Annotated in this window: 25 protein-coding genes; 6 read left to right on the top strand and 19 right to left on the bottom strand. The window is 70.5% G+C overall.

Features of this window, described 5'->3' with window-relative positions; genetic code table 11:
* Positions 1–43 precede the first annotated feature (43 nt).
* Complete coding sequence (locus tag FHR38_RS27070) at positions 44–1,960, top strand: AfsR/SARP family transcriptional regulator (protein ID WP_184537509.1); 1,917 nt, start codon at positions 44–46, stop codon at positions 1,958–1,960.
* On the opposite strand, the gene FHR38_RS27065 is transcribed toward FHR38_RS27070, so the two are convergent.
* Genes FHR38_RS27065 through FHR38_RS27055 form a run of 3 tightly spaced genes read right to left on the bottom strand, consistent with a single transcriptional unit; the run spans position 1,930 to position 4,918 of the window.
* The gene (locus tag FHR38_RS27065) at positions 1,930–3,783 is read right to left on the bottom strand and encodes an ABC transporter ATP-binding protein (protein WP_184537507.1); all 1,854 of its coding nucleotides are present in this window, start codon (positions 3,781–3,783) and stop codon (positions 1,930–1,932) included. The two genes, FHR38_RS27070 and FHR38_RS27065, sit on opposite strands and share 31 nt — an antisense overlap.
* Positions 3,780–4,319, bottom strand: a complete 540-nt coding sequence (locus FHR38_RS27060; RefSeq protein ID WP_184537505.1) for a TlpA family protein disulfide reductase — start codon at positions 4,317–4,319, stop codon at positions 3,780–3,782. The genes FHR38_RS27065 and FHR38_RS27060 overlap by 4 nt, the downstream gene beginning before the upstream one ends.
* Before the next feature lie 11 nt (positions 4,320–4,330).
* A complete protein-coding gene (locus FHR38_RS27055; protein WP_184537502.1) occupies positions 4,331–4,918 on the bottom strand; it encodes a MauE/DoxX family redox-associated membrane protein in 588 nt (195 codons plus the stop codon).
* Between the two features lie 146 nt (positions 4,919–5,064).
* Between FHR38_RS27055 and FHR38_RS27050 the strand changes: the two genes are divergently transcribed.
* Entirely contained in the window at positions 5,065–5,280 is a 216-nt protein-coding gene (locus tag FHR38_RS27050) for a hypothetical protein (protein ID WP_184537500.1), read from the top strand.
* Positions 5,281–5,338: 58 nt separating this feature from the next.
* Here the strand turns inward: FHR38_RS27050 and FHR38_RS27045 are convergent, their stop codons facing one another.
* From FHR38_RS27045 to FHR38_RS26995, 11 genes are all read right to left on the bottom strand, one after another.
* Complete coding sequence (locus FHR38_RS27045) at positions 5,339–5,809, bottom strand: S26 family signal peptidase (protein WP_184537498.1); 471 nt, start codon at positions 5,807–5,809, stop codon at positions 5,339–5,341.
* Between the two features lie 4 nt (positions 5,810–5,813).
* The gene (locus tag FHR38_RS27040; RefSeq protein WP_184537495.1) at positions 5,814–8,399 is read right to left on the bottom strand and encodes a phenylalanine--tRNA ligase subunit beta; all 2,586 of its coding nucleotides are present in this window, start codon (positions 8,397–8,399) and stop codon (positions 5,814–5,816) included.
* Positions 8,400–8,469: 70 nt separating this feature from the next.
* Positions 8,470–9,531, bottom strand: coding sequence for a phenylalanine--tRNA ligase subunit alpha (locus FHR38_RS27035; protein ID WP_184537493.1), 1,062 nt, complete (start codon positions 9,529–9,531; stop codon positions 8,470–8,472).
* 211 nt (positions 9,532–9,742) lie between these two features.
* The gene (locus tag FHR38_RS27030) at positions 9,743–10,603 is read right to left on the bottom strand and encodes a TrmH family RNA methyltransferase (protein ID WP_184537492.1); all 861 of its coding nucleotides are present in this window, start codon (positions 10,601–10,603) and stop codon (positions 9,743–9,745) included.
* A gap of 33 nt (positions 10,604–10,636) precedes the next feature.
* Positions 10,637–11,029 (bottom strand): 50S ribosomal protein L20, encoded by a 393-nt coding sequence (rplT, locus tag FHR38_RS27025; protein ID WP_184537490.1) that lies wholly within the window; start codon positions 11,027–11,029, stop codon positions 10,637–10,639.
* Positions 11,030–11,062: 33 nt separating this feature from the next.
* The gene (gene rpmI, locus FHR38_RS27020) at positions 11,063–11,257 is read right to left on the bottom strand and encodes a 50S ribosomal protein L35 (RefSeq protein WP_184537488.1); all 195 of its coding nucleotides are present in this window, start codon (positions 11,255–11,257) and stop codon (positions 11,063–11,065) included.
* 19 nt (positions 11,258–11,276) lie between these two features.
* The gene (gene infC / locus FHR38_RS27015) at positions 11,277–11,888 is read right to left on the bottom strand and encodes a translation initiation factor IF-3 (protein ID WP_184537486.1); all 612 of its coding nucleotides are present in this window, start codon (positions 11,886–11,888) and stop codon (positions 11,277–11,279) included.
* Between the two features lie 477 nt (positions 11,889–12,365).
* Positions 12,366–12,833 carry a PH domain-containing protein gene (locus FHR38_RS27010; protein WP_312882429.1) on the bottom strand — a complete coding sequence of 156 codons (468 nt, stop codon included), beginning with the start codon at positions 12,831–12,833 and terminating at the stop codon, positions 12,366–12,368.
* A 24-nt stretch (positions 12,834–12,857) separates the two neighbouring features.
* Complete coding sequence (locus FHR38_RS27005; protein ID WP_184537484.1) at positions 12,858–13,787, bottom strand: DMT family transporter; 930 nt, start codon at positions 13,785–13,787, stop codon at positions 12,858–12,860.
* 75 nt (positions 13,788–13,862) lie between these two features.
* Positions 13,863–14,708, bottom strand: a complete 846-nt coding sequence (hisG, locus tag FHR38_RS27000; protein ID WP_184537482.1) for an ATP phosphoribosyltransferase — start codon at positions 14,706–14,708, stop codon at positions 13,863–13,865.
* A 44-nt stretch (positions 14,709–14,752) separates the two neighbouring features.
* Positions 14,753–15,016, bottom strand: a complete 264-nt coding sequence (locus tag FHR38_RS26995; RefSeq protein ID WP_184537480.1) for a phosphoribosyl-ATP diphosphatase — start codon at positions 15,014–15,016, stop codon at positions 14,753–14,755.
* A gap of 154 nt (positions 15,017–15,170) precedes the next feature.
* Between FHR38_RS26995 and FHR38_RS26990 the strand changes: the two genes are divergently transcribed.
* From FHR38_RS26990 to FHR38_RS26980, 3 genes are read left to right on the top strand one after another with little or no spacing between them, the layout of a single operon-like run.
* Positions 15,171–16,028, top strand: coding sequence for an ABC transporter substrate-binding protein (locus tag FHR38_RS26990; protein ID WP_184537478.1), 858 nt, complete (start codon positions 15,171–15,173; stop codon positions 16,026–16,028).
* A 37-nt stretch (positions 16,029–16,065) separates the two neighbouring features.
* Positions 16,066–16,953 carry an amino acid ABC transporter permease gene (locus tag FHR38_RS26985; protein WP_312882428.1) on the top strand — a complete coding sequence of 296 codons (888 nt, stop codon included), beginning with the start codon at positions 16,066–16,068 and terminating at the stop codon, positions 16,951–16,953.
* 1 nt (position 16,954) lies between these two features.
* Complete coding sequence (locus tag FHR38_RS26980) at positions 16,955–17,701, top strand: amino acid ABC transporter ATP-binding protein (RefSeq protein WP_184537476.1); 747 nt, start codon at positions 16,955–16,957, stop codon at positions 17,699–17,701.
* A gap of 29 nt (positions 17,702–17,730) precedes the next feature.
* On the opposite strand, the gene FHR38_RS26975 is transcribed toward FHR38_RS26980, so the two are convergent.
* A complete protein-coding gene (locus tag FHR38_RS26975) occupies positions 17,731–18,207 on the bottom strand; it encodes a hypothetical protein (RefSeq protein WP_184537474.1) in 477 nt (158 codons plus the stop codon).
* Positions 18,208–18,316: 109 nt separating this feature from the next.
* On the opposite strand from FHR38_RS26975, the gene FHR38_RS26970 reads away from it, so the two are divergent.
* Positions 18,317–19,543, top strand: coding sequence for a serine hydrolase domain-containing protein (locus FHR38_RS26970; protein WP_184537472.1), 1,227 nt, complete (start codon positions 18,317–18,319; stop codon positions 19,541–19,543).
* On the opposite strand, the gene FHR38_RS26965 is transcribed toward FHR38_RS26970, so the two are convergent.
* From FHR38_RS26965 to FHR38_RS26950, 4 genes are all read right to left on the bottom strand, one after another.
* On the bottom strand, positions 19,479–19,856 hold the full coding sequence (locus FHR38_RS26965; protein WP_184537470.1) for a hypothetical protein: 378 nt from the start codon (positions 19,854–19,856) through the stop codon (positions 19,479–19,481). The genes FHR38_RS26970 and FHR38_RS26965 overlap by 65 nt on opposite strands.
* A 175-nt stretch (positions 19,857–20,031) precedes the next feature.
* Entirely contained in the window at positions 20,032–20,280 is a 249-nt protein-coding gene (locus FHR38_RS26960) for a DivIVA domain-containing protein (RefSeq protein WP_184537468.1), read from the bottom strand.
* Positions 20,258–21,391 carry an FAD-binding oxidoreductase gene (locus FHR38_RS26955; protein WP_184537466.1) on the bottom strand — a complete coding sequence of 378 codons (1,134 nt, stop codon included), beginning with the start codon at positions 21,389–21,391 and terminating at the stop codon, positions 20,258–20,260. Before FHR38_RS26955 ends, FHR38_RS26960 begins: the two co-directional genes overlap by 23 nt.
* Complete coding sequence (locus tag FHR38_RS26950) at positions 21,388–21,738, bottom strand: hypothetical protein (protein WP_312882427.1); 351 nt, start codon at positions 21,736–21,738, stop codon at positions 21,388–21,390. The genes FHR38_RS26955 and FHR38_RS26950 overlap by 4 nt, the downstream gene beginning before the upstream one ends.
* Positions 21,739–21,931 lie beyond the last annotated feature (193 nt).

The raw sequence follows: 21,931 nt of genomic DNA, 5'->3' as shown, positions 1-21,931 counted from the left end.
GACCGTGGGCCCGTCTGCCCAGGTAGGTTCACGGGGGCCGCGCATGGCACTGACCTTTCGGGTACTCGGCACGCCCTGCGTGCACCGCGACGGACAACCGCTACGCCTACCGGCCGGACGTCCGACAGCCCTGCTGGTGACCCTCCTGGTGCACACCAACCAGCCCGTACCGGTCGGCACGCTGGTGGACGAGCTGTGGGGCCACAGACCACCTCCCTCGGCGGTGGCCAACCTGCGCAGCCACATCAGCCAGCTCCGTACGCTGCTGTCCGGTTCGACGCCAGGACCACCTCGACTGATCGCCGGCACCGGCGGCTACCAGTTGCGGACCCACCGTGGCGAGCTGGACGCCGTCGAGTTCGACCGGCTCGTCTCCGACGGACACTCGGCACTGGGCCGGGGCGAGCTGACCACCGCTACGACCACCCTGCAACAGGCGCTCGCGATGTGGCCCACGCCGATGCCGGCCGCGCCGACCGGCGGCCCGATGGTGACCGCCGCACTCGACCGGTTACGGGAACGGCGCATCGGCGCGCTGGAGGCGTACTTCGCCTGCCATCTGGAGCTCTGGGCCGGCAACTGCACCGACCTGGTCGCGCGCCTACGGGCACACGTCGCCGAAAACCCGCTCCGGGAGCGTGCCTGGGCACAGCTGATGACCGTGCTCTACCGGCTCGGTGACATCGCCGGTGCCCTGGAGGCCTTCACCGCCGTCCAGTCGATCCTCGCCACCGACCTCGGCGTGCAGCCCAGCGCCGAGCTGTATGGGTTGCGCCAGGCGATGCTGCGCCGGGATCCGCACCTGCTACATCCACGCCAGCGATCGGCCGACCGGTCCGCCGGAGCCGTCAGCCGGGACTCGTCTCCGGCTCGGATCGCGGGTGGCGTCCCGACCGAGGCAACGGCATCCATCGTGCCGCACGAGCTGCCGTACGACGTCGACACCTTCGTTGGCCGGACAATCGAGTCGACCCGGCTACACACCACCCTGACCGGGGTGGGCGACCGGCCGATCACGGTGACAATCTCCGGTACGCCCGGGATCGGCAAATCGGCGCTGGCCATACGCGCCTCGGCGGCGGTTCTCGACCACTTTCCGGACGGGCAGATCTACCTCGACCTCGGTGGTTCCGAGCTGGAGACGCCACCGCTGGCCCCCGCGGAGTTGTCGGCCCGTCTGGTCCGGTCGCTCCGCGGCCCCACGACACCGACGCCGACGACCCTGGCCGAGGCCCGCGCCCTGGTGCGCTCGCTGCTCTTCGGTCGACGCGTCCTACTGGTGCTGGACAACGTCGCCGATCCGGCCCAGGTAGCCGACCTGCTACCCGTGCGCGGGGGCTCCGCGTTGCTGCTTACCGCCCGGTCACGGCTGTCCGCCATCGGCGGGCCACACCTGCGGCTTGGTCCGCTGGCCGAGGCGGACGCCGTCGAGTTGCTGCTCCGTTCGGCTGGTCCGCACCGGATCAACGACGGTCCGGCCGACGTCGTGGTCGACCTTTGTGAACGGCTTCCGCTGACCGTACGGACCGCCGGGAGCAGACTGGCCCAGCATCCGCACCGGTCGGTGGCCAGCCTGGCCGCCCGGCTACGCGACGAGCGGCATCGCCTCGACGAGTTGGCGATCCGGTCACGGCTGGCCGCGAGTTACCGGTCCCTCGGCGACACTGCTGTCGCCTTCCGGCGGCTCGGCCTGCTCCGGTTCGGGCCCGTCACGGCAGACGTTCTCGCCGCGCTGCTGGACACCACCCCGGACCGGGCCGGGGTCACCCTCGACCGGCTGGTCGAAGCCCAGCTCGTCGACCCGGTCGACGCCGGCAGGTTTCGGATGTCCCGCCTGCTCTGGCTGTACGCCGCGGAGCTGGCCGCGGACGACCCCCAGGAGGTACGGGACGCGGCGGTCCGCCGGATCCGGAGCGGCCACTGCCCCGGTCAGGAGACGCCGGCGTTCTCCTCCCGGTAGCCACTGGCCTGGAGGTCGAAGAGCCGGGCGTAGTCGCCGCCGACCGTCATGAGTTCGTCGTGACCGCCCTGCTCGACCACCCGCCCGCCATCGAGCACCACGATCACGTCGGCTTCACGCACGGCGTTGAGCCGGTGGGAGATGAGCAGACTGGTCCGGCCCTGCCGTAACCGCCGAAGCCGCCGGTGCAGGTCGTGTTCGGCCTCGGCGTCCAGACCGGCGCTCGGCTCGTCCAGGATAAGCAGGTCACAGCCGGCCCGCAGGAAGCTTCGGGCCAGCGCCACCCGCTGCCACTGTCCACCGGAGAGCACCACCCCGGTCTGCGGGTCCTCCCGGTCCCCGTGGTCGAAGAAGATCCTGGTCAACAGGGTGTCGTAGCCGCGTGGCAGGGCATCGAGGCGGTCGCCGATCCCGGCGTCGTCGGCCGCGGCCCGCAACCTCGACCGGTCCTCGATCGCGGCCAGGTCACCGACCGCGATATTCTCCGCGGCGGTCAGGTCGTACGCCATGAAGTCCTGGAAGACCGCGCCCAGCCGCGACCGCAGGCTGACCGGGTCCAGGTCTCGTAGGTCGACCCCGTCCCAGTGGATGGATCCCCGCTCCGGGTCGTAGAACCGGCACAACAGTTTGACCACGGTGCTCTTGCCCGCGCCGTTGAGCCCGACCAGTGCCGTCGTCGATCCGTACGGCAGGTGCAGGTTCACGCCCTGGAGCACCCACGGGTGGTCCTCGGCGTAGCGGAACCAGACGTCGCGCAGCTCGATACCGGCGCACAGCGGCGGGGCGGGGCGGGGGGCTGCTGGCAGTGTCAGGTCCGGCTCGGCACGTACCACCGCGTCGTAGTGGTCGAAGAGCAGCAGTGCCTGGTGGATGGCACCGATCTGGCCGACCAGGCTGGCCAGGGCGCTCTGCACCCCGGGTACGGCGGCGAGGAAGAGTGCCAGGTCGCCGATCTTCAGGCGCCCGTCGCTGGCCACCCCGATCGTGTAGACGATCCCGGTGCCGGCCGCCGCCGCGCCGAACAAACCCAACAGCACCTGGGCCCGCATCTCCCGACGGTCCAGCCGGTGCTCGGTATCGTGCATCCCGCTCAGTTCGCCGAGCATCCGGTCGCCGAAGAACCGGCCGAGGCCGAAGAGGCGGATCTCCTTGGCGGCCGGAATGCCGATCAGCAGTTGGGAGAAGAACAGGTCCCGGCGCTGGAAGTGTTCCAGCCGCAGAAGCATCGCCGCCCGACCCCGATTGAGCCGAAGCTGGATCCACAGGGTCGGCAGGGCGGCGAGCAGCACCAGCACCGCCATCCACGGGTTCAGCACCAGCAGTACGCCGATAAAGCCGGTCATTCCGATGACGCTCTGCACGGTGGCCAGTACGTTGCCGGTGAGCTGTGCCGGACCGAGGTGCCCGGTCTGCTGCGCCACCTGGAGTTGGTCCTGGAACGCGGGGTTCTCCAACCGGGCCAGGCCGACGAAGCGTTGCAGCGCGGCATAGAGCCGTCGGCGTACCATCCGGGCCACCGCCCGGGACCGTTCGGCCTCGACGTACTTGCGCACGTGCGGGAGGACCGCCCCGGCCGCCGCTGTGCCCGCCAGGCCCATTCCGAGTACGACCAGCCCGGTGCCGGTGCCCGTGACGAGCCGGTCGAGCACGAGTTTGGTCAGCCAGGCGGCGAGCACCGGGATCAGGCCGACGAGTACCGCGAGTCCCAGGTCGGCCGCGGTTCCGACGGGGGCCGCGCGCCAGGTGAGCCCGAGGGCGTCGCGCGCGTGCCGGAGGGCCCGGGCCGGGGCGAGTCGCACCCCGGCCCCCGTTCCGACATTCATCGGGCCACCGGCAGGTCCAACCTGGCGATGCCGAAGGTGCTGTTGGTTACTTCGCCCCTCTCGTCGACGAGGCCGAACGCCGGATATCCATTGATCTTGAAGGCGAGCGGAAGGTCGCCGTTGCCTGGCTCGATGAAGACCGTGGCCACCTCCCGGAAGCGCTCGGCGTACGGTTCCGTCTCCGGTCCCTTGCCCACCACGACCACCCACACGTGTTCCGGTCCGCCGGGCATATGCCGGGCCCGGTCGAGCAGGGTGGGTATCTGCTCCTCACACAGGTCACAGGCGGGAGAGACGAACGCGACCAGGGTCATCGGCCGGAGTTCGGCACGGGTGAACACCCGACCGTCGGTGGATGTCGACCGGAACTCGGCCGGCACGCCGCCCCCCTCAAGCATCGCCTCCGGCTGTTTGGCCTGTTGGCCGCTGAGTAGCTCGGTGTGCTCGCGTAGCCGGCGGACCACCCCGAGGGTGAAGACCAGGTTCACCAGGCCGAGCACGGCGACCAGAACGACGGCAACGGTGAGATACCACATCAGACACTCCTTCAGGTCCGGCTAGGGGTGGTCGGCGATGCCGAGGTCGGGGCGAACAGGTCGACGATGTCGTCGAGACGCACGACGATGGCGGCCAGCGGGACGGCCGTCGCGGCGGCCAGCAGCACCTCGCCGATACCTGTCGGCGGGTCGTTGAGGACAGTCACCAGCAGGCCGCCGACGGCGACCGCCATCAGCAGAATGTTCCGGGCCACGTGCCGACCACCGATCGGCGTACCGGCGGTGCCGAAGCACAGGCAGGCCGGCCGGCGGCCACGCCGTACGGCGACCAGCATCGCGCCGGTGAGTACGCCGAGCAGCCCGATGGCCAGCAGGTAGCCCACGGGCATGGTGCCGGGTACGGCCAACAGCAGCACGATCACGCCCTCGGCACCCAGCACCAGCCGGGCAGCGGGTCGTGTCCACGTTGCCGGCAGCACTCCGAACTGGACGATGGAGTCGGCGAACTCGTCGATCGCGGACCGGTTACGGAGCTTTCCGACGACCGCGGCCAGGAACACCAGGCCCAGCAGACATCGGCCGGTCAATTCGAGGTAACCCATTCCGACTGCCTCCACGATCAGCTTCGGGAGGCCCACCGTAGGAGCCCGACCTACAGTCGACATACATCGATTGACTACCGCTCCTGCCCGGTCACCGGCAGGCTGCCCCAGCAGGCTGTATCTCCGCTGTAGCGGGCCACCGTAGGTTCGGACCTCCTCGGACTCGGAAGGAGGTGAACGAGATGTTCCGTCGCCTGGAAGCCCTCGGCGAAAAAATGCTCGGGCTGGTCGTGCCGAAGGTCACGGCTGCCGCCGGCTGCCCGCCGGACCCGTGGTGCGCGACCTGCGGCACCTGCCACTTCAAGCGTTGCAGCTACACGCCCACGTGTAAGACGACCTGCGGCTCGTGCGGCTACTACTGCAGTGCCAGTGGGGTCACGATGACCTCGCTGTGCTGACGACACCAGGCGCGCCGGGTGGATCCGGGGCCGGATCCACCCGGCGCGCCGTGCCGGACTATCGGGACGGTAGGCGGGGCCGGATCACCACACCGAGCACGCCCTGCCCGGTGATGTAGCCACACTCGCGCGAGTCGTAGCTCACCGGCGGGTTGTCGCCGAGCACGACAAGACGGTCCGCCGGCACCACCGGCTCCGGCTCCCGGCGCAGGATCGGCACCCGATCCACCGGCACCGGGTCACCGGGCACCGCGTACGCCCGTTTGATGAGCAGGGCGGGCGCGCCCGTCTCTAGTCGCGTCGAGTCAGTCGTCGCCCGCACCGGGGCCACCACCACCACGACGTCGCCGCGTCGGATGGCGGCGAGCGGCACCCGCCGCGCCAACACCCGGTCGCCGGGCCGCAGCGTGGGCTCCATGCTGCGACCCACGACCGACACGATCAGCAGCCGCCGCCGTAGCCAGACCAGCGCCGCGACGACCGACGCCAGGACGCCGGCCACCACGATGACGACGACCGCCGTACCCACCGGGTCAGGCCCCCCGGAGGGTGGCGCCGAACCGGGCTGCCGCCCGAGCAACCGCCGCGTCCCGGGCGGCCACCGCCTCCTCGGCGGTGAGCGTCCGGTCCGACGCACGGAAGGTCAGCTTGTACGCCAACGACTTGCGCCCCTGCCCCAACTGCTCGGCCGAGGTGTAAACGTCGAACAGCCGGATCGACTCCAGCAGCTCCCCCGCCCCCTCGGCCAGGGTCCGGCGCAGCTCGGCGGCGGGTACCTCGTCGTCGACGACCAACGCCACGTCGATCAGGGCCGGCGGGAAGTTGGAGATCAACGGGGCGGGCACCACCGGGGCCGGCGGCAGCAGGTCGAGGTCGAGTTCCATGGCGCTGGTACGCCTCGGCAGCTCCATCGCGTCGACCACCGACGGGTGCAGCTCACCGGCGTACCCGACGGTCACATCGTCGACCAGCACCTCGGCACAGCGCCCCGGGTGCCACGGTGCCCGGTCGGCCTGCCGGACGGTGACCCGCTCGTCGGGGATACCGGCGGTGGCCAGCACCAGCCGGGCGGCGGCGACCGCGTCGGCCCAGCCGGCCGGGCGGCCCGCCCCCCACCAGCCGGCCGGGTCCAGCTCGCCGGCGAGCACCGCCGCCACGTGCCACGGCTGGCGCGGCACGACCGCCTCGGCGGCGGCCAGGTCGGCGTCCGACGGCCGGTCGTCCACCCCCATGGCCGGCGGCGCACCGGCCCCCGGCTTCGGCTCGAAGACCAGGCCGATCTCGTAGAGCGCCAGGTCCCGCTGCCCCCGGCCGATGTTGCGCCGCAGCGCGCCGAGCAGTGGGCCGAGCAGCGTGGTACGCAGCAGCGGCTCCTCCTCCGACAGCGGGTTGGCCAGTCGTACGGCGGACCGGCGCGAATCGTCGGCGGGCAGCCCGAGCGCGTCGAACACCTCGGGTGCCACGAACGGGTAGGCCAGCACCTCGACGTAGCCGTGGTCGGCCAGGCTCCGGGCCACCGAACGGCGACGCCGCTGCTCGGCGGTCAGTCCTCGCCCGGCTGGGGCCTGGGGCAGTATCGCCGGCACCCGGTGGTAGCCGTCCAGCCGGACGATCTCCTCGACCAGGTCGATCGGTTCGGTCAGGTCCGGCCGCCAGCTGGGCGGGGTGACGACGAGACCGGCCGGCTCGGCGCTGCCGTTCCGGGAGGCCCTCGGCGCGGCGGAGGCCGGTGCAGCGGCGACCGACCCCGGGTCCTCGGCCAACCGGTCGATGCCCTCGGTCACCGCGCACCCGACCTGCTCCAGCAACTCGGTGACCCGGGCCGGGGCGTAGTCGACGCCGATCCGGCGGCCGGGAAGCTGCGGGTCGAACACGATCGGCGTCGGGGCCGACACGTGGTCGAGGTCCAGGATCTCGGCGCTGGCGGTGCCGCCGGCATGTGCGGTCAGCAGCGCGACCGCCCGGTCGATCGCCACCAGCGGCAGGGCCGGGTCGACGCCCCGTTCCCAGCGCTTGGCCGCCTCGCTGAACAGCTTGTGCCGCCGCGCGGTCCGGCCGACCATCGCCGGGTCCCAGTGCGCCGCCTCGAACAGCACGTTGGTGGTGCCGGCGATGACCTCGCTGGTCTCGCCACCCATCACCGCCGCCAGGGAGATCGGACCGGTGTCGTCGCAGATCACCATGTCCTCGGTGGCCAGCTTCCGGTCCACCCCGTCCAGGGTGGTCAGCCGCTCCCCCGCCTCGGCCCGGCGGACCACCAGGGGTCCGGAGATCCGGTCCAGGTCGAAGGCGTGCATCGGCTGGCCCAGTTCGAGCATCAGGTAGTTGGTGATGTCGACCGGCAGGGAGATGACCCGGATCCCGGCGACGGTCAGCCGCTGCTGCATCCACTGCGGACTCTGCGCCAGCGGGTCGATGCCCCGCACCGCCCGCGCGGCGAACCGGTCACAGCCGACGGTGTCCAGCACCCGCACCGGATACGCCGGTTCGGCGGTCGCCCCCGGTGCCGGCACGACACCCGGGTCCCGGAACGGCAGCCCGAGCGCGTGGGACAGCTCGCGGGCGACACCCCGCACCGACATGGCGTACCCCCGGTCGGGGGTGATCTCCAACTCGACCACGATGTCGTCGAGCCCCACCACCGGTCGGGCGTCGTCACCGGGCTTGGCCGGGCTCTCCGCCGGCAGCACGATGATGCCCGAGTGGTCGTCGCCGAGGCCCAGTTCGCGGGCCGAGCAGATCATGCCGTTGGAGTTGCGCCCGTACGTCTTGCGGGCCCCGATGGCGAACCCGCCGGGCAGTACGCCGCCGGGCAGGATCACCACCACCCGGTCACCGGGGGCGAAGTTGGTCGCGCCGCAGACGATCTCCTGCGGTTCGCCGGTGCCGTTGGCGGTGCCCACGTCCACCCGGCAGAAGCGGATCGGCTTCTTGAACCCGGTCAGCTCCTCGATCTCGCGCACCTCGCCGACCACCAGCGGCCCGGTGACCGTGGTCCGCAGATCCACCGCGGACTCGACCTCGATGCCGAGCTCGACCAGGGCCTGTTCGAGGTTCTCGACCGACAGGTCGGCGGGCAGGTCGACGTACTCCCGTAGCCAGGAAATTCCCACTCGCATGACTCAGACCACCGTCTCCGTTGCTTCGTTCCGCATCCCGCCGAGGCGCATCCCGCTAAGCCGCATCTCGCTACGCCCCGACCCCGAACGCGCGGGTGAACCGCACGTCGCCCTCGACCATGTCCCGCATTTCCCGTACGCCGTGCTGGACCATCAGGGTCCGCTCGATGCCCATGCCGAACGCAAATCCGGAGTAGACGTCCGGGTCGATGCCGCAGGCGCGCAGGACCCGGGGGTTGACCAGGCCGCAGCCGCCCCACTCGACCCACTGCGCCCCACCCCGGTGCTCCGGGAACCAGACGTCGAACTCGGCCGACGGCTCGGTGAACGGGAAGTAGTGCGGACGCCAGCGCAGCTGCGCCGACTCGCCGAACATCGAGCGGGCGAAGTGCTCCAGGGTGCCCCGCAGGTGGGCCATGGTGATGCCCTTGTCCACCACCAGTCCCTCGACCTGGTGGAAGACCGGGCTGTGCGTGGCGTCCAGCTCGTCGGTGCGGTAGACCCGCCCGGGGCAGACCACATAGATCGGTGGCTGCCGGGTCAGCATGGTGCGTGCCTGCACCGTCGAGGTGTGGGTACGCATCACCAGGCCGGGCAGGTCCAGATGGAAGGTGTCCATCAGGCCCCGGGCCGGGTGGTCCGGTCCGATGTTGAGCGCGTCGAAGTTGGCCCACTCCAGCTCTGCCTCGGGGCCCTCGGCGATCTCGTAACCCATCCCGATGAACAGGTCGCTGATCTCCTCCATCAGCGTGTTCAGCGGGTGCCGGCCGCCCTGCGGTCGGCGGTCGAACGGCAGCGTGACGTCGACCCGTTCGTCGGCGAGGACCCGCTCCGCCCGCTGCCGCTCCAGTTCCTCGCGGCGGCTGGCGAAGGTGGCTTCGACCGCCCGGCGGGCCTCGTTGACCCGCTTGCCGGCGTCGGATTTGGCCGCCGGGGGCAGCGCGCCGATCTCCCGGCGGGCCAGCGAGATCGGGGCCCGGTCGCCCAGGTGCTGGTGCCGCAGGGCGGCCAGCTCGTCGGGGTCACCGGCGGCGGCGAACGCCTGCTCGGCGGCGGCGACGGCTTCGTCCAGGGCACTCTGGTCGAGCAGGGCGACCTGCTTCGGGTCGTACGGATCGTTGCGATAGGTCATGGCGTACGGGCACTCCCTCACGGCGGCGCCGGCCCTCGTCGGGCGGCGATGGCGAGTTTACGGACACGCGGCTTCGCCGCAGCCCGCCGGTGGGAGGTGCACAGGGGAAAGGTCAGCCCTGCCGCCCGCCGCGACCGGCGGGCTGGCTAAACGAGTGCCGTACGGCGCTCATCACGGGGTGGTCACCTCTCCCAGATTCGCGACTGCGGGCTCACAGCCCACGTCGCAGTGCTCTGGCTGAAGCATACAGACACACCGCTGCGGCGGCAGCCAGGTTGAGGCTCTCGGCGCGGCCGTGTAGTGGCACGCGTACCCGGGCGTCGGCCAGCTCGGCCAGCTCGGCGGGGAGCCCGTGCGCCTCGGAGCCGAAGAGCCAGGCGGTCGGGGTGGCCAGGCCACCGGAGTCGGCGAGGTCGTCCAGGTCGGTCTCGCCGTAGCCGGAGGCGGCCAACACGGTCAGGCCGGCGGTGCGCAGCGCGGCGACCACCCCGGCCGGGTCGTCGGCGCGGACCACGTCGACGTGGAACAGACTGCCCGCCGAGGAGCGCACGCTCTTGCCGTTGTACGGGTCGACCGTCTCGCCCGCGAACACCACCGCAGCCGCCCCGGCGGCGTCGGCGGTGCGCAGCACCGTGCCGGCGTTGCCCGGGTCGCGGATGCCGGCGAGCACGGTGACCAGGCGGGGTGCCCGGTCCAGCGCGGCGGCCAGGGGGACGTCGAGGTGGTGGCAGACCGCCACCAGGCCCTGTGGTGCGACCGTCTCCGTCAGTGCGGCCAGCGCCTCGTCGGTCACCGCCGAGACCGGTACGTCGGCGCGGGCGGCGAGTGCGGCCAGGTCGGCGTAGCGATCCAGGGCGGCCGGGGTGCCGAAGAGTTCGACCACCCCGGCGGGTCCGACCAGCGCCTCCCGGACCGCCTGCGGCCCTTCGGCGAGGAACCGGCCGGTGGTGTCCCGGTCACGCCGGCGGTGCAGCCGACGGGCGGCGACCACCCGGGGCGTACGGGGGGTGAACAGCGAGGTCTCCGGGGCTGGACCCGGAGCGAGGCGCCCCCCGGACTGTCGTGCGGTCATGGGGAGCGCCTCTTCCAGGTGTAGCGGGTTGGGTCAGGCGGCCTGAGCGGCCGCGCCACCGGTGCCCTCAGCCGCCACGGCGGCACGGGCGATCTCGACGATGGCGGCGAAGGCCGCCTCGTCGGTGACGGCGAGGTCGGCCAGGATCTTCCGGTCCACCTCGACACCGGCCAGCCGCAGGCCCTGGATCAGCCGGTTGTAGGTCATCCCGTTGGCGCGGGCGCCCGCGTTGATCCGGGTGATCCACAGCTGCCGGAAGTCGCCCTTGCGGTCGCGACGGTCCCGGTAGGCGTACTGCATCGAGTGCAGCACCTGCTCCTTGGCCTTGCGGTAAAGCCGGGAGCGCTGCCCCCGGTAGCCGCTGGCGGTCTCCAGCAGGGTACGGCGCTTCTTCTGGGCGTTCACAGCCCGCTTGACGCGTGCCATCTCAACTTCTCCTTCAGGTCAAAGTGGCGCGCGTCAGCGGCCAAGCAGTTTCTTGATGCGCTTGACATCGGCCTTGGCCACCTCGACCGTGCCGGTCAGCCGGCGGGTGCGGGTGGAGGGCTTGCCCTCCAGCAGGTGGCGCTTGCCGGCCTGCTCCGCCACGATCTTGCCACGACCGGTCACCTTGACCCGCTTGCCCATTCCGGTGTGGCTCTTCATCTTCGGCATGTGAACCGTTTCTCCCCTGTTACTCGCCGGTGGTCCCGGCGGGTCCGGCCGCTTCGGCCGGTGGTGCCTCTACCTCGACGGCACCGGCCTCCCGCTCACGCGGCGAGCCCGTCTTGGCGGCCGTTGCGGACGCCTTGACGGCCCGATGCGGAGCCAGAACCATGATCATGTTTCGGCCGTCCTGCTTCGGTGCGGCCTCGACGTATCCAAGGTCCGAGATCTCCGATTCGAGCCGCCGCAGAAGCCGGTAGCCCAGCTCCGGCCGGCTCTGCTCGCGACCGCGGAACATGATCGTCACCTTGACCTTGTCACCCGCCTTGAGGAACCGCACCACGTGACCCTTCTTGGTCTCGTAGTCGTGCGGGTCGATCTTCGGCCGGAGTTTCATCTCCTTGATGACGGTCTGCTGCTGGTTACGCCTGGCTTCGCGCGCCTTGAGTGCACTCTCGTACTTGAACTTGCCAAAGTCCATGAGTTTGCACACCGGCGGGCGCGCCATCGGCGCAACCTCAACCAGGTCCAGGTCGACGTCCGCGGCCAGCTGCAGAGCGCGTTCCAGGGGGACGATGCCCACCTGCTCGCCCTCTGGGCCGACCAGCCGGACCTCTCGTGCCCGGATCTGCTCGTTCACGCGTGGCTCGACGCTGATGGGGCCTCCTCAAGTCCGTTTCCTCAACTTGAGCCGACCCCGGTGGGTCCCCCGGTGGGAACCAACCCGGAAAGCAGAAGGCCCCGGCGCATGCCAGGGCCCGCTCGACCGGTCGACGGCGGCACCAGGTGCCGCACAACCGGATCGGACGAACCGATCCGGTGACCGGACCCGGCCACCAGTTAGTGGCGACTCGGGTGGGAGCAGGCGCTCCACTTCATGGCTGCTGTGATTGTGTGTCCGCACGATTGCCTCTGCGTGGTCACAACATCACACCAGCATGGTCGACCCACGAAGGTTACCAGGTGGGGTCGCTGGTTGCGACTCGGCCACCCCGGCGCTCGCGACGCGGGCGTCCTTCGATTCGGGGACCCGGCCTGCGGTTGGGCTAGCCGGCCTGCGGCGTGACGGTCTGCTCGGCTAGCCGGCCTGCGGTTGGGTTGCCGGCCCGAGGTTGGGCTAGCCGGCCTGCGGCGTGACGGTCTGCTGGTGGGTGGCGTGCAACGCGCGTAGCGCCCGGACCCCGGCCACCGCGTGCTCCTTGTCGGCCGCCTGCAACGCGAGGATGTTCAACTGCTCTTCACCGACCAGCTCCAGGCTGGCCCAGGCCGAACCACGGTTGAACCGTACCGCCCGGACCTCGTCCCAGGGCACGTCGTAGGAGCCGATCACGTTGCGGACCCGGACACCCTGGGCGTCCGCCTCGACCCGCAGTCGGGTCACCATCAGGATCCCGATTGCGACCAGCAACCCCAGCCCGATCATGGCGAACTGGTCACCCCGCTGGAAGGTGGCCGGCCCGCTACCGGTCGGCCCGGTCAACGAGGTGGCGATCAGACTGAACACCACCACCACGGCTACCGCCAGGGACCAGCACATCACCCGGATGCGCTGCGGACGCAGTCGTACCACCTCGGAACCGCTCACGCCGTCTAGTCTGCCATCCGTCGGTCAGGTGCCGGCCGGCGCGGGCCGGATCGCCCGGCCGGAGACCACTACCGCCAGCAGCGTGAGCAGGGTGCCGGCGAGCACCGGCAGGCCCACCCCGGGGCCGGCGGGACGCACCACGTCCAGCAGCAGCGCCCCACCCAACTGTCCAGCCACCACGGCCAGACCGGTCCGGAACACGCCCACCGAACGCACCCCGATCAGCAGGGTGACCACGATGCACACGCCCAGTGCCCCACCGAGGTAGAGATACCAGTCGGCTGGCCAGGTCGCGTCGGGCAGCACGTCGAGCGCCCCCAGCACCAGGGCGGCGACGATCACCACCGGGGTGCTGACCGCGAAGTTGACCGCCGTACCGGCGGCCATGGTGCCCGCTGCCGAGACCCGACCGTTGAGCGCGGCCTGCAGGGCGACCGCCACTCCACCGGCCACCGCGAGCAGCACCAAGCCTAGGCCCAGGTCACCGACCGGGCGACCGACCTGGGCCAGGGCGACGGCTCCGACGCCGAGCGCCGCCCCGGCGATCCGGGGGCCGGTGAGCGCCAGCCGGCCGACCGGGGACAGCCCGGCCCGGTCGACGCTGAGCCCGCCCACGCTGTTGCCGGCGACCTGGGCGATGGTGAAGACCGCCACCCCGAGCACCGGTACGACATAGGTCGCCACGATCACGATCGCGGCACCGCCCAGCCCACCCAGGTACGCCCACCACGGCAGCCCGGATCGGCGCAACTGCCCCAGCCCGGTACGCATCGACGGCAGCACCGAAAGCCCGACCAGCACCAACAGGCTGCCGCCGAGGTTGTTGACCACCGCCCCGACGGCGGGGTGGCCGACCCGGTCGCCCAGTTCGGCGTTGGCGGCACTCTGCGCGGCCGAGGCGACCCCACCCAGGCCGGCCAGGATGAGCGCCGCCCAGGCCGGTAGCACCTTCACCGCCGTACCGACCGGGCGGAACGGAGTAGACGGGCGGGACGGTGTAGATCAGAGCCGATGATCACCGGCTCAGCTTCACAGCCGGCAGGCGTGGATGTCTGTGACGAGGATCGCCCGCGCACCGAGATCGTAGAGTTCGTCCATGATCCGGTGCACCTCGTCGCGGAGCACCATCGCCTGCACGGCGACCCAGCCCTCCCGGTGCAGCGACGACACGGTCGGCGAATCGATGCCCGGAGTCAGCGCGGTGGCCCGCACCAGCAACTCGGTCGGCACGTTGTAGGCGAGCATCACGTAGCGGCGGGCGACCAGGACGCCCTGCAACCGACGCAGCAACTGGTCGGCCTGGGCGTTGGCCGGGGCGTCGAGGCGACGGATCAGCACCGCCGACGACCGGAGGATCGGCTCCCCGATGATCGTCAGACCGGCCTGGCGCAGGGTGGCCCCGGTGGAGACGACGTCGGCCACCACGTCGGCCACGCCGAGGCGTACGGCGTTCTCGACCGCGCCGTCGAGGCGGATCACCTCGGCCTTGATGCCCCGGTCGGCCAGGTGGCGCTCCACCACCCCGGGGTACGCGGTGGCGATGCGCTGCCCGGCGATCTGCTCCACCGACGAGACGGCCTCGGCGCGGGCGGCGAAGCGGAACGTGGCCCCACCGAAGTCGAGGTCGAGCGCCTCCTCGGCCGGGCTGCCCGCGTCGACGAGCAGGTCCCGACCGGTGATGCCGAGGTCGAGGTCACCGGAGCCGACGTAGACGGCGATGTCCCGGGGACGCAGGTAGAAGAATTCGACGTCGTTGGCGTCGTCCCGGCAGACCAGGTCGCGGCTGTCGGCGCGCTGGCGGTAGCCCGCCTCGCGCAGCATCTCAGCGGCCGGGCCGGACAGGGTGCCCTTGTTGGGAATGGCGATGCGCAGCATTTCTCCGGTGCTCCTTCGAGTTCGATCGGAATCGGTCGGGGCACTCAGAGATGTCGGTAGACGTCCTCAAGGTCCAGGCCAGCGGCGATCATCAGCACCTGGGCCTGGTAGAGCAGCTGGGAGATCTCCTCGGCGGTCCGCTCCGGGCCCTCGTGCTCGGCCGCCATCCACGCCTCGGCGGCCTCCTCGACGACCTTCTTGCCGATCGCGTGCACACCGCGCTCCAGCGCGGCCACGGTCGCCGAGCCCGGGGTGCCGGCAGTGGCCTTGGCCTGCAACTCGGCGAACAGCTCCTCGAACGTCTTCACGGAATCGGATTCTCGCAGCCACACCGCGTGGACCCTGCCGCCGGGTCACCCCCACCCACCAGGTGGACGCCGAAACCCCGACTTGCGACCCCGCCGATGATCCCGACCACATCAGGGGGGAATGTTTCCGCCTCCCACCCCTATGCTGTCGGCCATGGCCAGCCGATACGCCCCCGTCGCGCTCGCGACCGTCGTCCTTGCCGCCCTCGCCGGCTGCGCTCCCCAGGACGCAGACCCGGCCCCGACCAACCAGTCGCAGGCCGACTGCACCAAGGACGCCTTGCGCACGTTGACCGCCGGAAAGCTCACCGTCGGCACCGACGACCCGGCATACGAGCCGTGGTTCAAGGACAACAAGCCCGACAACGGTGAGGGCTTCGAGGCAGCGGTGGCCTACGCCGTGGCGGAGAAGCTCGGGTACGCCCGCGGCGACGTGGTGTGGACCCGGGTCAAGTTCGACAACGCCATCGCCCCCGGGCCGAAGAGTTTCGACTTCGACATCAACCAGTTCTCCATCACGGAGGAACGCAAGCAGGCCGCCGACTTCTCCGGACCGTACTACCTGGTCCGGCAGACCGTCATCGCGCTGAAGTCCTCCAAGATCGCTGGCAAGGCGTCGCTGGCCGACCTGAAGGACGCCAAGCTCGGCGCGCAGGTGGGCACCACCAGCTACCAGGCGATCACCGACGTGATCAAGCCGACCACCAAGCCGCAGGTCTACAACAGCAACGACGACGCCAAGAAGGCACTGCAGAACGGCCAGATCGACGGCCTCGTCGTCGACCTGCCCACCGCCTTCTACATCACCGGGGCGGAGCTCACCGACGCCACCATCGTCGGCCAGGTGCCGCAGGTCGGGGTGCCGGAGGCGTTCGGGCTGCTGCTGGACAAGAACTCGCCGCTGACCGGCTGCGTCAGCAAGGCGGTCAACGAACTTCGCGACGCCGGCACCCTCGCCGAGCTGGAGAAGAAGTGGCTCGCCCAGGCGGCGGGCGCGACCGAACTGACGTGACCCCGGCCGACTCCGACGTGACCCTGGACGCACAGACGTGACCCTGCACGACCGGATCGGCGTGACGCCGGTCGACAGCAAGACGACGGGTGGCTACCAGCCGTCGCAGATCCAGCGCCAGCGGGCCGCCTACCGGCGACGGCAGACGGTCCGCTCGGTGCTGGTCGCCGCCGCCTCCACCGCCGTGCTCGGCACCCTGCTGGTGGTGGCGGTCACCGGGGCTCCCGGATGGGATCGGGTCAAGCAGTCCTTCCTCAACCTGGACATCGCCCGGGACGCGCTGCCCGAGGTGCTGACCGGGCTGTGGCTCAACGTACGGCTGCTGTTCTTCTGCGCCCTGGGCGCGCTCGCCCTCGGTCTGGTGATCGCGGTGCTGCGGACCCTGCGCGGCGCGGTGTTCTTTCCGGTCCGCATGCTGGCCACCGGCTACACGTACACGTTCCGTGGCCTGCCGCTGATCATCGTCCTGTACGTGCTCACCCTCGGCGTGCCGGGCCTGCGGTTGCAGGGCATGCCCTCGGTGCTGGTGCTCGGCGGGCTGGCGCTGGTGATCACCTACAGCGGCTACCTCGCCGAAGTGTTCCGCGCCGGCATCGAGTCGATCCACCCGAGTCAGATCGCCGCCGCCCGGTCGCTGGGTCTGACCTACCGGCAGGCGATGCGGCACGTGGTGCTGCCACAGGCGGTCCGCCGGGTCGCCCCGCCGCTGCTCAACGACGTGGTCGCGCTCCAGAAGGACGTCGGGCTGGTCTCACTGGCCGGTCCGATCGACGCGGTACGGGCCGCCCAGATCGCCACCGCCGAGACGTTCAACTACACCCCGTACATCCTGGCCGGGGTGCTCTTCGTGCTGCTGGCCATTCCGCTGATCGCGGTCACCGACTGGGTGACGCTGCGGGCCGCGCGCCGACAGGCGGGAAGGTGACATGTCGCTGCTGACCTGCCGAGGACTGCGCAAGACGTACGGCGGCGGCCACGCCGTCCTCGACGGCCTGGACCTGGACGTGTCCGAACACGAGGTGGTGGCGCTGATCGGGGCGTCCGGCTCGGGCAAGTCGACCCTGCTGCGCTGCGTCAACCTGCTGGAAGACATCGACGACGGCACCATCCACCTGGACGGTGAGCACCTCACCGACCCGAAGGTCGACCCGGACCGGGTACGTCAGCGCATCGGCATGGTGTTCCAGTCGTACAACCTGTTTCCGCACCTGAGCGTGCTGGACAACATCACCCTGGCACCCCGGCGGGTGCACCGACGCGGCCGGGCCGATGCCGAGGCACAGGCGCTGGCCCTGCTCGACCGGGTGGGGCTGGCCGACAAGGCACGGGCCTTTCCGGACCGGCTCTCCGGCGGCCAGCAGCAGCGGGTGGCGATCGTCCGTACGCTGGTCAACTCGCCCCGGCTGCTGCTGCTCGACGAGGTCACCTCGGCCCTGGACCCGGAGTTGGTCGGCGAGGTGCTGACCATGATCCGTGACCTGAAGTCCGAGGGTATGACCATGGTGCTGGCCACCCACGAGATGGGCTTCGCCCGGGACGTCGCCGACCGGATCTGCTTCCTCGACGGCGGACGGGTGATCGAGCAGGGGCCGCCGGAGCAGGTGCTCGGCGAGCCGACCGAGGCCCGTACCCGGCAGTTCCTACACCGGATCATCGAGGCTGGCCGGCTCTGAGCGGCCCTTCGCGCTCGCCGGACCGACCGTCAGGCGGGTGGCTTGGCCGGGGCGACGTTACGGAAGCGCTCGTGCGCGGACTGGCGGCTGATGCCGAGTGCGTTGCCGATCTCCGCCCAGGAAAGCCCGGCCTCCCGGGCCGCCAGCACGGCCCGTTCGATCAACGGCCGTTGCCAGCGTTCCACCTCGGCGAGTACGCCAAGCGCCTGCAACGGCCAGGTAGCAGCCAGTTCGGCGACGTTGTCCCGGAGGGTGTCGGAACGGCTCAGTAGCCAGCCGGGCGGGGTGGCGACCAGGATCGGCCTGATGTGTCCACTCCACTCGGTGGTGGCCATCCAGAGTCCCTCTTCGGCGGCTGGATAGTCGCTGGTGCCGACCCAGCCGCAACTGCATCGGGCCCGGTAGCCGACCGTGCCGGCAGGCGCTGCGGCGTCGGTGTTCAGCGTCCCGTCCGGCAGTCGGAACCCGATGAGGTCCGAATGTCCGGGAACCAGCTCCTCCACCATCCCGCAAGCATATGTTCGTCAGGGTTCCCTTACATGTACTGTCAGGATACCCTGACATGCATTGTCCGGGCCGATCGTCGTCCGGGCTAGACGCTCCGGAAGGAGAAACATGTCCGTGGTCAGCGGCAGTGTGGCACCGGGTTATGAGCCGGTCCGGGAGGCGTTCCTGGCTAACTTCGAGACGCGGTCCGAGATCGGCGCGGCCCTCAGCGTCTACCGGCACGGCCAGGAGGTGGTCCGACTGTGGGGTGGGCTCGCCGATCCCACCACCGGCCGCGCCTGGCGGGAGGACACCCTCCAGGTGATCTTCTCGACCACCAAGAGCGTGCCGGCGGCCTGTGCCCACCTGCTGGCCCAACGTGGACAACTCGACCTGGACGCACCCGTCGCCGAGTACTGGCCGGAGTTCGCGGCAGCGGGCAAGGGCCACATTCCGGTCCGCTGGCTCCTGTCCCACCAGGCGGGGCTGCCGGTACTCGACCGTCCGATACCGCTGGAACAGGCGCTGGCCTGGGAGCCGATGGTCGCCGCGCTGGCCGCCCAGACACCCGTCTGGGAGCCGGGCACCGCGCACGGCTACCACGGACTCACCTACGGCTGGCTGGTCGGCGAGGTGGTACGCCGCGTCTCCGGACGCAGCCTCGGCACCTACTTCGCCGACGAGATCGCCAAACCCCTCGGCCTGGACTTCTGGATCGGACTGCCCGCCACCGAGGCACACCGGGTCGCCCGGCTCGTCGAGCAGCCGGTCACCCCACCCACAGCCGCCGCCGAGGCTGAGCCGGAGGCGGTACGGGCGGCTACGCAGGAGGCGGTGCCCGAGGCGGTGCCGGAGGCCATGCCCGAGGCGATGCGGGAGATTCTCGCCGCGTACACCGATCCGACCTCGTTGGTGCTCCGGTCGATGGCGGTGACCGACCCGCCACTCGACCTCACCGACCCGCGCACCTGGTCGGCGGAGATCCCGGCGGTCAACGGCATCTGCACCGCCTCGTCGCTGGCCCGCTTCTACGCGGGCCTGATCGGCGAGGTCGACGGCGTACGGATCCTCGACGCGACCACCCTCGCCACCGCCACCCGTGAGCAGGCCAGCGGAGTCGATCGGGTACTGATGGTGCCGACCCGACCGGGGCTCGGCTTCGGCCTACCGCTGCCGGAACAGCCCTGGTGGTCACCCACTGCCTTCGGCTTCCCCGGCCACGGCGGCTCGCTCGGCTACGCCGATCCGGCCGAGGGCATCGCCTTCGGGTACGTGATGAACGGGCTTCGCGTCACGATGGGTCCGGACCCCCGGACGACCGGTCTGATCTCGGCGATCCGGAGCGTCGGGTCATGAAGGCCACGATCAGGAAGGTCACCGACAGCACACCCACCGCCTGAGCCAGCCGATCGATGCGTCGGATGGTGCAGGTCTTGTACGCCAGATCCAGGTAGTACGCCTGCTCCGAATCGTGCGGCACGCTCCGCCACGGGCTCAGGTCCATATCGAAGGCGCTGCCGCAACTGGTGTCCTTCTCGTGATTCCCCGGCCCGATCCGGATCGGCGCGAGCAACAGAATCGCGATCACGACCGTACCGAGTAACACGACGTGAAACGGTCGCAGCCACGAAAGGTAGCGCCGCTTCGGCGCATCGATCCCGCTCGTCATCCGGTTGATAGTAGAGCAGTGCCGTCGAGGGCTTACCCGGAGCGGTGGCGACCTGCTCAATTTGCCGTATACAGAGCAGACCCACCAACGCGCCCCGGCTCCGGCTGATGCTCGCTGGCACACCAGATACGTCATCTCACCCGGATGAGGTATCTGGTGTTCCACTCACGACCGCTCACCTGTGCTGGTGGTTGGCCTGTTCGGTCTGCCAGGTGCGCAGAGCGTCCTTGATCCGATCGTTTTCGGCCTGGAGTAGTCGGATCTGCTGGCAGCGGTCGGCGGTCTCCTTCGCCAGCCGGGCAAGCAGGGCGTCGACCTGCGCCGGCTGGTAGCCACGTCGACCAAACCTCGTGTACGACAACCGCGCGTTGCGGATGCCGTCGGCGGTCAACGGGCCGCCGTTACGACTGCGGTAGGTACCCATGGTGCAGGCTCTCGTACTCGTCGGGCAGGTGAATCCGCTCGGCTGGCACCCCGGCAACGAGCAGCCGCAGCATCGCGGCCCGGTTCATCGCCGGCGGACCACACACGTACACATCCTGCCCCGGGCGGTAGTGCGCCACGGCGAGGCTCAACGCGTCACCCCGCTCCTCCGGTTCGGTGTTCTCCAGGTCATGTGACACCGCCGGCACCAACGTCAACCAGTCATGCGCACACTGCAACTTGTCCAGACTCGTCGCGTCGTACAGGTCCATGAAGTTGCGTGACCCGACCACCAACGTGACCCGCCGAGGGTTGTCCGGAGTGGCGGCGACCTGCTCCACCAGAGCCCGCAACGGAGCAAGACCGGTGCCACCGGCCACCAACAGCAGATCCGCGTCACTGTCCGGGTCCAACAACAACCCATCACCGTACGGCGGCCCGAGCCACACTTGCTGACCAGGACATACCTGGTCGACCAGGGCATGGGACACACTGCCGCCCGGGACCGCCCGCACATGCAGTTCGAGGGTGTCATCGGGGCGGGGCGCGTTCGCCGGGCAATACCAGCGCCACCGGCCCGGGAACTGCGACACCGTCACCGGCACCGTCTGACCCGGGCAGACAGGCATCGGCCGCTCGGGTCGTACGGTAACGATGGCGATGCCCGGCGCGGGCTGATCGTGGTCGACCACCTCGCCCGGCCACCAGGCCGGCCCCTCCCCCACCCGACGACCCACCCGGGCCAGGGCCCGGATCGTCGGCTCGTACAACCGCTGCCAATCCCTCGCCAGTCGCGGCGACCACCACGGGCGGGCGAACCTCGCCACCGTGTCGATCAGCGCGTCACCGATCGGCAGATGATGCGGGGTGAACATCCGCATCCGCCGGTACGCCCGACCCAACACCGCCAACAACGCCGCCCGACCCGCCGCGTCATCACCACCACTGACCAGCCGTCCCAGCCCGGTAAGGAACAGCGTCGCGTCCCCGGCCGGCAGCAGTCCGGGGCGGCAGTCCTCCACCAGATACCAGAAATGCTCCGCTGCCTGGTCGACATGCTGCAGCGTGGCTGCCCACGACGCCATCAACTCGGGTCCGTTACCCGCGCTCATACCGGGGTCTCCTCGGTGAACGCCCGGCCAGCCCGGTCAGCGGCTGCCGGCGGCACGCCCATCGCCCGCAACGTCCCCACCAGATAGTTGACCGCCCGACGATGCTGCCCCTCCGACATACCGAGCCCCGCCCATGCTGCTGCGCACGGGCGGACGACGTCACCGGTCGGGCCACCCAACGCCGCCGTCAGCAACAACGCCAGATGCCCGGCCAGCCGGACCCGATCCACCCCCACCAGGAACGGCCTCAACTCGGTGTCGGCCTCCACCAGCCACAACCAGCGCCCCACCGCATCCCGTACCCCTATCGACCCCAACCGGCCGAACCCATCGCCGTCCACACCCACCACAAGCGCTCACCCCTGCACCATCCCGACAACCTGGAACGGCACCGGGACGGGCGGGAGCAGCGACACAATCGATCAGGGAATCGCCCCGCCACCGGAGCCAGCACCCGCCCCGGGCCATGCAATGAGCCTGGTCAGGGATCAGAAAAACCGGAATGCATTGCACTACTACGATGCATACGAAAACCTCATA

Origin of the sequence: Micromonospora polyrhachis, assembly GCF_014203835.1 — a bacterium.
Lineage (GTDB): Bacteria > Actinomycetota > Actinomycetes > Mycobacteriales > Micromonosporaceae > Micromonospora_H > Micromonospora_H polyrhachis.
Note: the sequence above shows the minus strand (reverse complement) of the source record. Positions and strands in the feature narration are given on the sequence as shown.